This is a genomic window from Solibacillus daqui, assembly GCF_028747805.1.
GTDB classification, from domain to species: domain Bacteria; phylum Bacillota; class Bacilli; order Bacillales_A; family Planococcaceae; genus Solibacillus; species Solibacillus daqui.
Genome location: NZ_CP114887.1, coordinates 3,430,922 through 3,444,508 on the forward strand (window position 1 = coordinate 3,430,922; position 13,587 = coordinate 3,444,508).

Below are 13,587 nucleotides of genomic sequence, written 5' to 3' on the forward strand. Positions count from 1 at the left end.
ACCAAAAAACCCTAGTAACTAACTTAGCTGCTAGGGTTCTGCGTATATTATTCAACTTTCTTTGCACCTGCTGTAAGACAGTCAGGACATGTACCATATACCTCTAAGCGATGCGAATTAACTTCAAAACCTGTTACTTGTGAAGCAAACTGCTCAACTTCATTTAAACCAGGATAGTGAAAATCGACAATTTTACCACAGCATTCACAAATCATATGATAGTGATCACCTGTTACAAAATCAAAACGGCTTGCTGCATCCCCATAGGTAAGTTCTTTTACTAAGCCAACTTCCCGGAAAACACGTAGGTTGTTATATACTGTCGCTACGCTCATATTTGGAAACTTATCACATAGCGCTTTGTAAATATCATCAGCTGTAGGGTGAATCATACTTTGAATTAAATATTCTAAAATCGCATGACGCTGAGGAGTAATTCGTACACCAGTAGTCTTTAACGTGTCTAGCGCATCTTTTAAATGCATTTCAGACATCGTCATGCACCTCTTTTCATACATATTATTAATTTATAATTGTTATAAATAGTGTAGCGAATTTATCAACAGCTTGTCAACAATTGCTTACTCCAATCAGAGTAAAAGTCTATTTTTGATTTAACTAATTGAAAACGACAATCACAAAGCTTTGATTTACGCAGTAGTCATTCTCAATTAGTAGCCTCGTAAAATAACCATTTTGTTTTCTAAATCACGGTCACCAGCTAACCACTTATGTAAACTTGGCTTAAAAATATTTAAGCTACGTTCTACATAGCGTGAAGAATGGCTTGAAAAGTGTGGTGATAATGTAACATTTTCCATCTCCCATAGTGGACTTTCTGCAGGTAACGGTTCGATTTCATAAACATCTAGTACCGCATGGGCAATCAATTTCTCCGTTAGCACCTCAACAAGCGTATCTGTTTTCACTAAATCCCCACGACCGAAATTCATGAACAGCGCTGAATCCTTCATTAATTCAAAATGCTCACGCGTCAATAAATGTTTGGTTTCCGCTGTAGATGGGAGCATTGAAATAACAATATCCGCATTTGGTAGTTGATCCTTTAATACATCTAGTTTATGCGTTTCATTCATGAATGATGCTTGCTCACCCGAACGGTTACAGCCAATTGTATAGACATCAAACGCTTGTAAAATACGCCCTATTTCGCTACCAATAGCACCTGGTCCGATAATAAGTGCAGTACTCCCATTCAACTCCGATAAACGCGCTTTTTTATTCCATTCGTGCTTTTTCTGTTGCTCATAAACGAATGGCAATGCACGTTTGTACGCCAAAATATGCGCTAGGATCGACTCGGTCATTGGTTTTTTATGTATACCGCGCACATTTGATACGAAAATATCTCGTGCTGCAATCGCCTCGGCTGGCATTTTTTCAATTCCTGCTGATGCAACAAAAATCCATTGTAGTTTGTCGGCATTTTGTAAATGCTCGGCCTTTAAATCTTCACCATAAGTAACTAAAATTTCTGCCGCTCTTAGCTTTTCTGTATCTAGCTTCGAATCGAATACAAAATCCACTTGCGGAAATTCTGTGATAAGTGGTTTTCTTAAATCTTCGCGCGGTTCAAATGTAAAATAAACGTTTACCATAATGACTCCCCTTTGTATGCACAATTAATTTGTGCTTGTTTTTAAATAGTTTAACACATCTTCAATATGGTTTTTGACACGTACTTTGCGCCATTCCTTTTCCACAATCCCCAGTTTGTTAATTAAAAATGTCGAACGCTCAATCCCCATATATTCCTTGCCGAAATTTTTCTTCAATGTCCACACACCATACGCTTCCGCTACTTTATGGTCATGGTCTACTAACAATGAAAACGGCAGTCCATGCTTTTCGATAAATCTCGTGTGCTTCGCGGCATTATCCAAGCTCACCCCTAAAATAATCGCATTTAAATCCGAAAAATCCTCATAGCGATCACGGAAATCGCAAGCCTGTGTTGTACAGCCCGGCGTTAAATCTTTCGGGTAAAAGTATAAGATTACGTTTTTACCTTGATAATCTTGTAAGCTTACCTGCTCTCCATTTTCATTTTGTAATGTAAAGTTTGGTGCTTGTAAATTTTCTAACGTCATATGCAATTCCCTCCAAATTTTCTTCTATCGTACAAAACAATGCCCGTTGTTTCAAATTCTTTGGCGTAGAACACTATTACATACTACAATAGAAGAGAATCTTTTAATGTAACCATATTTGGAGGAATAAATGATGAATCATACAAAATCTGAACAACTGCACGAAGAAGCACTACAACATATTGTTGGTGGTGTAAATAGCCCATCACGCTCTTATAAAGCGGTAGGCGGTGGCGCTCCTGTCGTTATGGCACGTGGTAAAGGTGCTTACTTCTGGGACGTAGATGGTAACCGCTATATTGACTATTTAGCAGCATACGGCCCAATCGTAACGGGTCATGGTCACCCACATATTGCAAAAGCAATTGCACACGCGGCTGAAACTGGTGTATTATTCGGTACACCAACGGAGCATGAAATTATATTTGCCAAAATGTTAAAAGAAGCAATTCCTACATTGGATAAAGTACGCTTCAATAACTCTGGTACTGAAGCAGTAATGACTTGTGTACGTGTAGCACGTGCCTTTACGGGTCGCACAAAAATCATGAAATTCGCTGGATGCTATCACGGCCACTTTGACCAAGTATTAGTAGCAGCTGGTTCTGGTCCTGCAACGCTTGGCACACCTGACTCTGCAGGTGTACCTACTTCAGTAGCAACTGAAGTTATAACGGTGCCATTTAACAATGTGGAAGCATTTGACGAAGCCGTAACGGTTTGGGGTGATCAATTAGCTGGAATTTTAATCGAGCCAATCGTTGGAAACTTCGGTATTGTTGAGCCAAATCCTGGTTTCTTAGAGCACGTACATGCAGTAGCAAAAGAAAAAGGCTTCTTAACAATTCATGATGAGGTCATTACAGCATTCCGTTTCCACTACGGTGCCGCACATACAATGCTAGGTTTAACACCAGACTTAGTTGCCATGGGGAAAGTAATCGGTGGCGGTTTACCAATCGGTGCTTATGGTGGTCGCAAAGAAGTTATGGACACGGTTGCGCCACTTGGACCAGCTTACCAAGCAGGTACAATGGCTGGTAACCCTGCAAGTATGCAAGCTGGGATTGCCTGTCTTGAAGTGTTAAAACAACCTGGCATTTACGATGAAATGGATCGATTAGGTGCTTTATTAGAGCAAGGTATATTAGCATCTGCGAAAAAGCATGGTGTGACGATTACTTTAAACCGCCTAAAAGGTGCATTTGCTGTTTACTTCACAGACGAAAAAGTAGAAAACTACGAACAAGCTGAAAATACAGACGGTGAAACATTTGGTCGCTTCTTTAAATTATTGGTTTCTCAAGGTATTAACTTAGCCCCTTCTAAATACGAGGCTTGGTTCTTAACGACAGAACATACCGAAGCAGACGTAGAAGAAACATTAAAAGCCGTTGATTATGCGTTTTCTAAATTATGATCTAAAATCAATTAGACTCCGGTGTAATTGATTCCAGATTACCTGGGTTGCCCCCCCGCTGAATGAATGACTTTCTTGGGCACTATTCCCCCACTTTTAGAAATGGAGGACTTGTGTTGAAGCAAAATAAGTACTTTTAAAATTGTTAAAAGCCGCTATAATGGGATTACCATTTATAGTGGCTTTATTGCATAATTGAGGAGAGGGGGAAACTTTTATGAAACTAGGCGCACGTGTATTAAAAACCGGTGTGGCCATTGTTTTTGCGCTATTTCTAGCTGAGCTTTTAAACGTGCCGTCACCTGTATTCGCAGGCATTGCCGCTGTTTTTGCCATTCAACCTTCCATATACCGCTCTTATCTTACTATTATTGAACAAGTACAGGCGAACTTAATTGGCGCAACGGTTGCTGTTATTTTCGGTTTAATATTTGGTCATCATATTGTTGCTATCGGGATCGCCGCCATTATTGTACTCGGTATTATGATGAAATTAAAGCTCGAAAAATCCATTTCGCTTGCGCTTGTAACAGTAATTGCCATTATGGAAGTGCCAGGTGATGACTTTTTAACATTCGGGTTTATTCGATTTGGTACAGTCATGCTTGGAGTATTTGCAGCATTTATCGTGAACTTATTATTTTTACCACCGAAATATGAGATCAAATTATTCAAAAAAATCAATGTGGTGCAAGATGATATTATTCGTTGGACTCGTCTTGCTGTACGTCAGGCAAGTGAGCATACTTCGACAAAAATAACGATTACAAAATTGCAATCTCGTTTAAATGAACTGGATACGATGTACGATTTTTTCAAAGAGGAACGTAGCTATTTTAAAAATAAAAAATATGTAAAAGCGCGTAAACTTGTTATTTATCGTCAAATGTTAATCACAACTAAGAAAAGCCTAGAGCTCCTTATGCGCCTGCATAAGCATGAAAACGAGCTTGGTAAATTACCAGTACAATTTCAAATTATTATTCAAGAACGTTTGGACTTTCTGTTAACGTACCATGAACAGCTGCTGTTAAAATACACGGGTAAACTTAGACCCGAGCATTCAAAGTGGACTCGTCACGAGGAGTATTTACAGGGCAGCGAATTAATGGAGCAGTTCATTAAGCAAATTGTAACTGCTCAAGAAGAAGCAACAGATGATGAGCAATTTTCAAGCTATCACTTATTGTATATTTTATCGCGGATTTTAGATTACGAGGAAAACTTAGAACATTTAGATACATTAATTGTTTCGTATCGTAGCTATCATAGTGAAGAGAAAAATTTAGATTTAGAATCTGATTTCTATTAATGGAGATAGGGGTGTGCCGAATGTCTAATTGACTTCTAGCATACCCCTTCTTCGTAATATTTTTTAAAGCGCTCTTCTGCGGGGGCGTTAGTAATGAACAGATGCTAATAACGGAACGTCCTGGGAAACGCATTCATGAACAGCTTCGTGCTAGCCTCCATCCTCGGCGCAAAGGAAAAGTCCGAGAATTACTTCTCGGACTTTTCCTTGCTTTCTAACTTTTCATTTTTGGATCGAGTGCATCACGCAATCCGTCACCCATTAAGTTAAAGCCAATTACTGTTAACATAATCGCTAAGCCTGGGAAAATCATTGCCCACGGCGCATTTAATAAAAACATTCGCGCATCTGCCAGCATTTTCCCCCATTCTGGTTGTGGTGCCTCTGCGCCTAATCCTAAAAAGCCTAGTGCTGCCGCTTCAATAATCGCCGTTGCAATTGCCAATGTTCCTTGTACAATTACCGGCGTCATTGAATTTGGTAAAATATGCTTCCATAAGATTCTTGAATTTTTCATGCCAACCGCTCTCGCGGCATGAATATATTCCTCTTCTTTAATACTTAATACGCGTGAACGAATGAGGCGACCAAAGCTCGGAATATTGATAATCGCAATCGCAATAAGTGCATTTTGCAACGAAGGCCCTAAAATCGATACAACTGCAATCGCTAATAATATGCTAGGGAATGCCAACATAATATCAAAAAATCGTGAAATAATTGTATCAACCCAACGACCATAATAACCTGCAATAATCCCTAAAAAGCTCCCCGCAACAGCCGAAATCAGCACAGCTGCTAATCCAACTGTCAATGAAATACGTGCACCATGTAAAATACGAGAAAATACATCGCGTCCTAAGTCATCTGTACCAAACCAAAACTCTGCAGATGGAGGCTGCAAACGAAGACTTAAGTTTTGATCATTAATGCCTTGTGGTGCAAATAACGGCCCAAAAATCGCAATTAGTACAAAGAACAGTACAATTGCACTTCCTACTAACGCCGATTTACTCTTTTTAAAGCTTAACCATGCTTCACGCCAAGGGCCATTTACTTTTTCTTGTGGCTCAATAGCTTGTAGCTGTTTTGAAACAATTTCAGTCATATGTTGCGCCTCCTTCCTAGTTGTATTTAATTCGCGAATCAATCACGGTATAAAGAATATCCACTATTAAATTAATCATGACGAACAAAAAGGCGACAATTAAAATGCCTGATTGAATGACTGGATAATCACGGAATCCAATCGCCTCATAAATATAGCGTCCAATACCTGGCCAACTAAAAATCGTTTCCGTTAATATCGCACCACCTAACAGCATACCGGTTTGTAAACCAACAACCGTCAACACTGGAATCAATGCATTTTTTAATGCGTGCTTATAGACAACGATAAACATTTTTTGCCCTTTTGAACGTGCTGTACGTACGAAATCAGAACGCATGACTTCAAGCATCGAAGCACGTGTCATACGTGCAATAATCGCCGTTGGAATCGTCGCAAGTGCAATGCCCGGTAATAATAAATGCTTTAACACAACGATAAATTGATCAAAGCGACCTTGCAACAACGTATCTATTAAGTAAAAATGCGTAATCGCCGTAATTGGATCCCGTACATTTTCGCGTCCGGATGTTGGCAACCACCCTAAATTAATACTAAAAACCCATTGTTCCATTAAACCTAACCAAAAAATCGGCATCGAAACGCCAATTAACGCAATCACCATTGCTAAATAATCGAACCACGAATTCTGAAACCAAGCAGAAATAATTCCTGCATTTACACCTAAAATAACTGCAATTATAATCGCAAAAAATGCTAATTCAAATGTAGCAGCTAAGTACGGCCACACTTCCGAAATAATAGACTGACGTGTACGTAATGATTCGCCTAAATCCCCCGTAAATACCCCTTTTAAATAATCGAAGTACTGCACATACCAAGCATTGTCTAACCCTAGCTTTTGGCGAAGTGCTGCAATTGCTTCAGCAGTTGCTTGCTGCCCTAAAATTACTTGTGCTGGGTCTCCTGGAATTGCACGAATAATTAAGAACACAATAAAGGTCATCCCTAATAATACAGGAATTAAATGTAGTAGACGTTTGCCAATGTAGTGAAGCATATTCTTCACCCCTTTTGTTGGAATCGTAAGTACTGTTATTAATTGTGTAAAAAGAGAAAAGGAGAGGCAAGTTACCTCCCCTTCACGTTTGACTATTCGATTGACACGTTATCTAATTTATCAGAGCCAGTTGGGTGAGGTAAGAAACCTTTTACACCTGCTTTTGCTGCTAATAATGGTGTTGAGTGCGCTAGAGGTACCCATGGCGCATCTTCATGAATAATTGTTTGTGCTTGCTTGTATAAATCATTTCGTACATTTTCATCTGTTTCTGATTGTGCCTTGATTAATAAATCATGCACTTCATCATTTGAGTAGTACGCATAGTTGTTTGAACCAATATTATCTTTATCTAATAATGTGTAGATAAAGTTATCTGCATCCCCGTTATCACCTGTCCAACCAAGCATGAACGCATCTGCTTCACCGTTTTTCGCTTTTTCTAAATATGTTGCCCATTCAAAAGTAACGATTTTAGATTTGATGCCTACATCTTCTAAATTCTTTTGAATAACTTCAGCAACTTTCGCTCCGTCTGGCATGTATGGACGTGGAACCGGCATTGCCCATAACTCGATTTCCTTACCATCATAGCCTGCTTCCGCTAATAATGATTTTGCCTTTTCAGGATCGTACGGATATGGCTCGATTGCTTCGTTATACCCGCTAATTGATGATGGCATTGGGTTTGCTGCTACTTGTGCACGTCCTTCGAAGAACGCATCTACAATCGCTTGCTTATTAATTGCATAGTTTACTGCTTGACGAACTAACTTGTTGTCAAATGGCGGGCGTGTATTTGTTAAACCTAAATAACCAATGTTCATTGAAGGGCGTTCGATTAATTGTAAATCTGCATTGCCTTCTACAGACTTACCATCAGATGGATTAATACCATCCGCTAAATCGATATCCCCTGCAGTTAATGCATTTAAGCGTGCTGAGTTATCCGGAATTGAACGGAAAATAACTTTGTCTAATTTCGGTAAACCTTCTTGCCAATAGTCTGCATTTTTTTCGATTGTAATCGAGTCATTACGTTTCCACTCTGTAAATTTAAATGGACCTGTACCTACTGGATTGTCACCGAATTTGTCACCCGCTGCTTCAAACGCTGTTGGAGAAGCGATACCAAATGGGCTCATTGCTAAGTTTTTCAGGAACGGTGCCTGTGGACGAGAAAGTGTGAAAACAACTGTATGATCGCCTTCTGCTTTTACGTCTGTAATAATATCTGCACCTTCTGCTTTAAACATTGAGTTGAAGTAGTAAAAGTCTTCTTCCGTTCCAGCTTTCCAACGGTTAATGTTCTTAACTACCGCTTCAGCATTGAAGTCTGTTCCGTCATGGAATTTAACACCCTCCTGTAATTGGAATGTATATGTTAAACCATCGTCCGAAACTTGCCACTCTTTTGCTAAACCAGGGTGGATTGTTGTGTCTTGCTCACCAAAGTTTAGTAATGTTTCAAATAAATTTTGTGTAACTTTAAATGATTCACCGTCTGTTACAATTGCCGGATCTAGTGATACTGAATCGGCACCGCGACCGAATACTAACACTTGAGGTGTTGAAGATGTCGAGTTATCAGTAGTGTTACTATCAGTTGATGGCGTACTAGAATCTGAATTCGAATCCGTTGACGTCGAATCTGAATCACTTGTGTTACACGCTGCTAAAAACACTGTCATCGTTAAAAGCAAAATGAACGCAAGGATATACTTTTTCCCTTTCATCAATAAAATGACCCCCTATATATGCTTGTTAGTTTATATCATTGCTACGCGTCATATAAATGACAGGCAACAGAATGACCTGGCTTTACTTGCTGCAATTTTGGTACTACTGTTTTACAATGCTCCATCGCTTTTGGACAGCGAGTATGGAATGTACAACCAGTAGGCGGATTGGATGGGCTTGGTATATCCCCTTTTAAAATCAATTGCTCACGCTCATATTGTGGATCTGGAATCGGAACAGCCGATAACAGCGCTTGTGAATAGGGATGCAGCGGTTCGTTGTATAAGGATTCACTTTCCGCAAGCTCTACCATTTTCCCTAGGTACATCACACCAACGCGGTCACTAATATGGCGTACTACCCCTAAATCATGGGCAATGAAAATATACGTTAGCTGCAAATCATCTTGTAATTTTTGCATTAAATTTAATACTTGCGCTTGTATCGATACATCTAATGCTGATACCGGTTCATCGGCAATAATGAGCTTAGGATTAGTCATGAGTGCACGTGCAATGCCAATACGCTGACGCTGCCCACCACTAAATTGATGTGGATAACGTTTTGCATGGTAGGCGCTCAATCCAACAATCTCCAAATACTCATGGACTTTCTTTTTGCGTTCTTGTGCATTACCGATTCCATGCACGATAAGCGGTTCTTCTAATATTTTTTCAATTGTATGCCTCGGATTGAGTGAAGCATATGGATCTTGAAACACCATTTGAATATCTCGACGTGCTTTACGCATCGCCTCCTTGTTTAACGCCGTCAGTTCAACATCATCAAATGTAATTGAACCAGCAGTTGGCTCATGCAGTCTCATAATGGCACGACCTGTCGTCGATTTACCACATCCAGACTCACCAACAATCCCCAATGTTTCACCTTCAAATAATTCAAATGACACATCATCGACTGCCTTTACATCACCAATATGACGTGCAAACATTCCATGACGAATCGGGAAATATTTTTTTAAGTTTTCAACTTTCAGCAGCACTTTCGCCATGCAATACGCCTCCTTTTTCGTCTAATAAAAAACATCTCGCCTTATGATAATCGGATGTTTCGTAGAGAATCGGATTTTCTTGCTTGCAACGATCAAAAGCGTATTCACAACGTGCCGCAAATCTGCATCCATTTGCAATCGAACCTGGTTTCGGCACATTTCCAGGAATCGAGTAAAGTGAATCTTTTTTATGACGCATATCTGGTACAGACTGAATTAGGCCTTTTGTATACGGATGTTGTGGATTTTTGAAAATTTCATTAACTGGCGCTTCCTCAACAATTTGCCCTGCATACATAACAATAACGCGCTCACAAGTTTCTGCTACAACACCTAAATCATGTGTAATTAGTAGTACCGCCGTATTCAAACGTTCATTTAAATCGCGCATTAGTTTTAATATTTGCGCTTGAATCGTCACATCTAGAGCCGTAGTAGGTTCATCGGCAATCAGCACCTTTGGATTACAGACAAGCGCCATCGCAATCATCACGCGCTGACGCATCCCGCCTGATAATTGGTGTGGGTATTCTTTAATTAATTGTTCTGCACGAGGTAAACCAACGAGCTTCATCATTTCAATTGCTCGAGCTGTCGCCTGCTTTTTCGACCATTTTGAATTATGTATTAAAATGGCCTCCACAAGCTGATTGCCAATCGTAAATAAAGGATTCAATGACGTCATTGGCTCTTGGAAAATCATTGCAATATCATTGCCTCGAATTTTACGCATCTGCTTATCTGTGTACTTTGAAATCTCCTGCCCATTCAATAAAATCTCACCATTTGTAATTTTTCCTGGTGGACTTGGAACGAGCCCCATAATCGATAACGACGTAACACTTTTACCGCAACCTGATTCGCCTACAATTGCAAGTACCTCACCCTCATGAATAGAAAAGCTAATAAAATCCACTGCCGCTACATTGCCGCTATCAGTAAAAAAGGTTGTTTCAAGCTCTTTTACTTCCAATATGGCCTTCCGATTCATATGACCACCTCAATTTTCAGAAAATTAAAAGTATTTTAACATATGATATTACAACAATTATTAATATTCAATATTATTCTAGAATATACTCAATTTTCATAAAATAGAACAAAACATCATTGTTTACTATATTTATGTGTACAAAAAAACTACCTTCTACCAAAAGACTATGGTAAAAAGTAGTTTTGTTATTTGTTAATCTAATTTTTGAACTTGGAATAAATTATAGTAAGCACCATTCTTGCCCATCAGTTCATCATGTGTTCCTGCTTCTGAAACCTCACCATGTTCAATAACAAAAATTTTATCAGCATGCGTAATCGTTGATAAGCGGTGCGCGATAATAATTGTTGTACGGTCGTGTGCTAAACGGTCCAGTGATTCTTGAATTAACGCTTCACTTTCTAAATCAAGCGCAGAAGTTGCTTCGTCTAATACTAAAATTGGTGGGTTTTTTAGGAATACACGTGCAATGGCAACACGCTGCTTTTGTCCGCCCGATAATTTTACTCCGCGCTCGCCGACTTTAGTGTCATACCCTTCTGGTAAACTCATTATAAAGTCATGTGCATTTGCTGCTTTTGCTGCGGCAATCACTTGATCATCAGTCGCATAAGGGTTACCCATTAAAATATTTTGCTTTACCGAGTCGCTAAACAAAATATTGTCCTGTAATACAATTCCAATTTGCGAACGAAGCGAGTTAAGTGTTACATCTTTTACATCATAATCATCAATTTTCACCGCACCGGCTGATGCATCATAAAAGCGTGGAATTAAGCTGACGACTGTTGACTTACCGCCACCACTCATACCTACGAACGCTACGGTTTGTCCTGGTTCAATCATAAAGTCAACTTCATTTAAAATGGTTTTGCCGTCCACATCATATTGGAATGACACATTTTCAAATTGTAGCTTCCCTTTTGCCTGTGGTAGGTCGATTGCATTTTCTTTATTTTGCACATCATATTTTTCGTCCATAAGTTCAAACATACGATCCATCGAAGCTATTGATTGCGTTAATGTTGTCGATGAACTCACTAGGCGACGTAACGGTCCATATAAACGTTCAATATATGCATAAAACGCGACCATTACCCCGATTGTTAACGCATCATTTAAATATTGATAGCCAGCATAACCAATAACAATAAGCGGAGCCATTTCAGTAATCGTGTTTACAACGGCAAATGATTTAGCATTCCAACGTGAATGGGCAAGCGCTTTGTTTAAAAACTCGCCATTTGTTTCATCGAAAATTTGCTGCTCGTGCTTTTCAAGTGTAAAGCTTTTAATAATGCTCATCCCTGCAACACGTTCATGTAAATAGCTTTGTACACCAGCAAGTGCCTGCGAGCGATCTTTTGTCAAACTACGTAGCTTACCAAAGAAATACTTCACACTAAATGCGTAAAATGGTAGCACAATAAGCGATACGAGTGTAAGCTTCACGTTCATTGAGAGCATAATACCGACCACTATAATAATGGTCACTAGGTCTAGCCACAAATTCATCAGCCCGGTCATGACGAAGTTTTTTGTTTGTTCTACGTCATTAATTACTCGCGAAATGACCTCTCCAGCACGGGTATTCGCGTAATATTTTAAGCTTAGTCTTTGTAAATGACCATACAGTTCTTTACGAATATCAAATAAAATATTGTTACTTAAATTTTGCGCAAAATATTGGCGGTAGTACTCGATGGGTGGTCGTACTACAAAAAATAGTACAAGAGCAATACCAATCCATGTAAATAATAGCTTCGTTTTTTCATCTGTAGAGAGCGTCTCATTTAGTAACACATCATCTAATATCACTTGCAATAGCCACGGTAAAAAAAGTGGAATTGCAAACTTTAAAATCCCAATTATAATTGTTAATACTAATAAAAATTTATATGGCTTCACGAAGCGCATATAACGTTTAATGCTGTCCAATGCAAGCACATCTCCCCTCAGAAATTTTGCAACAGCTAACATCATATCATAAATTTCCACCTTTTTATGAATGAGCGCTTTGTAATGACGAATTTTAGACTAATGCACATAAAGTAATTTACTAAACGTAGCAAAGTGAAACATTTAGTAAAATATACTTTTAACGTGAGTTTCTTTAAAAAAATTATACTTTCTAAGATAAAAAAAGCCTTCGTAAACAAGATTGTTTACTCAGACTCTTCAATACTTTTATTCGCTTGAATTTCGCTTAGTAGCTCATAACGGCTTGTCCATGATTGAATAAAATCCTGAGCAAATGGCCCTCGACGTTGTTCGATCCAGCTAATCAACGTCTTTACATTCCGCTTTAATATTTTATCAATCACTTCAGGATAATTCATTTCCAATTTATGCTGCTCGTATTCGTCTTCGTCCAATAACGCATGACTCATATCTGGAAAAACCTTCACATCTAAATCATAATCAATATACTTTAAGCAGTTATTGTCGAACACAAAGGGAGAACTAATGTTGCAGTAATAATACACACCATCTTCCCGCAACATACAAATAATATTAAACCAATGCTCAGCGTGGAAATAACATATCGATGGTTCACGTGTTAGCCAAGTACGACCATCCGACTCGGTAACTAGCGTCTTTTCGTTTGCACCAATAATTACATTTTTGGTTGCCTTTAATACCATCGTTTCTTGCCAGACACGGTGGATATTACCATTGTGCTTATAACTATGTATTTGGATTGTTTCTCCTTCAACCGGTAATGCCATTTTCAAGCCCACCTTTTCGTCTTAGCTAAAAATTTTAACAGTCTTTATTGTATTATAACAATGCTTTGACAAAACTTGTAGTTAGAATGCTATAATTTTCAATTATTTGCGAAATATTTGCGTATTGCAAGAAAACACAC

Annotated in this window: 12 protein-coding genes; 2 read left to right on the top strand and 10 right to left on the bottom strand. The window is 38.8% G+C overall.

Annotated elements, in window-relative coordinates:
- Nucleotides 1-47: 47 nt before the first annotated feature.
- The 3 genes from perR to bcp all read right to left on the bottom strand — a co-directional run bounded on the left by perR (nt 48) and on the right by bcp (nt 2,111).
- Nucleotides 48-494, bottom strand: a complete 447-nt coding sequence (perR, locus tag O7776_RS16890; protein ID WP_241370434.1) for a peroxide-responsive transcriptional repressor PerR — start codon at nt 492-494, stop codon at nt 48-50.
- Nucleotides 495-671: 177 nt separating this feature from the next.
- Nucleotides 672-1,619, bottom strand: coding sequence for a D-2-hydroxyacid dehydrogenase (locus tag O7776_RS16895; RefSeq protein ID WP_274308103.1), 948 nt, complete (start codon nt 1,617-1,619; stop codon nt 672-674).
- 24 nt (nt 1,620-1,643) lie between these two features.
- Nucleotides 1,644-2,111, bottom strand: coding sequence for a thioredoxin-dependent thiol peroxidase (gene bcp, locus O7776_RS16900; protein ID WP_274308104.1), 468 nt, complete (start codon nt 2,109-2,111; stop codon nt 1,644-1,646).
- Between the two features lie 133 nt (nt 2,112-2,244).
- Between bcp and O7776_RS16905 the strand changes: the two genes are divergently transcribed.
- Together O7776_RS16905 and O7776_RS16910 are read left to right on the top strand one after the other, a co-directional pair.
- A complete protein-coding gene (locus tag O7776_RS16905; RefSeq protein WP_274308105.1) occupies nt 2,245-3,531 on the top strand; it encodes a glutamate-1-semialdehyde 2,1-aminomutase in 1,287 nt (428 codons plus the stop codon).
- A gap of 217 nt (nt 3,532-3,748) precedes the next feature.
- On the top strand, nt 3,749-4,843 hold the full coding sequence (locus O7776_RS16910) for an FUSC family protein (RefSeq protein WP_274308106.1): 1,095 nt from the start codon (nt 3,749-3,751) through the stop codon (nt 4,841-4,843).
- A 214-nt stretch (nt 4,844-5,057) separates the two neighbouring features.
- Here the strand turns inward: O7776_RS16910 and O7776_RS16915 are convergent, their stop codons facing one another.
- The 7 genes from O7776_RS16915 to ntdP form a co-directional block, all read right to left on the bottom strand.
- Nucleotides 5,058-5,951 carry an ABC transporter permease gene (locus O7776_RS16915; protein WP_274308107.1) on the bottom strand — a complete coding sequence of 298 codons (894 nt, stop codon included), beginning with the start codon at nt 5,949-5,951 and terminating at the stop codon, nt 5,058-5,060.
- Between the two features lie 16 nt (nt 5,952-5,967).
- Nucleotides 5,968-6,972: an ABC transporter permease gene (locus tag O7776_RS16920; RefSeq protein WP_274308108.1), complete on the bottom strand. Its 1,005-nt coding sequence runs from the start codon at nt 6,970-6,972 to the stop codon at nt 5,968-5,970.
- Nucleotides 6,973-7,064: 92 nt separating this feature from the next.
- A complete protein-coding gene (locus O7776_RS16925; RefSeq protein WP_274310532.1) occupies nt 7,065-8,708 on the bottom strand; it encodes an ABC transporter substrate-binding protein in 1,644 nt (547 codons plus the stop codon).
- 44 nt (nt 8,709-8,752) lie between these two features.
- A complete protein-coding gene (locus tag O7776_RS16930; RefSeq protein ID WP_274308109.1) occupies nt 8,753-9,724 on the bottom strand; it encodes an ABC transporter ATP-binding protein in 972 nt (323 codons plus the stop codon).
- Complete coding sequence (locus O7776_RS16935; protein ID WP_274308110.1) at nt 9,699-10,715, bottom strand: ABC transporter ATP-binding protein; 1,017 nt, start codon at nt 10,713-10,715, stop codon at nt 9,699-9,701. Before O7776_RS16935 ends, O7776_RS16930 begins: the two co-directional genes overlap by 26 nt.
- A gap of 195 nt (nt 10,716-10,910) precedes the next feature.
- A complete protein-coding gene (locus O7776_RS16940) occupies nt 10,911-12,635 on the bottom strand; it encodes an ABC transporter ATP-binding protein (protein WP_274310533.1) in 1,725 nt (574 codons plus the stop codon).
- 248 nt (nt 12,636-12,883) lie between these two features.
- Entirely contained in the window at nt 12,884-13,447 is a 564-nt protein-coding gene (gene ntdP / locus O7776_RS16945; protein ID WP_274308111.1) for a nucleoside tri-diphosphate phosphatase, read from the bottom strand.
- Nucleotides 13,448-13,587 lie beyond the last annotated feature (140 nt).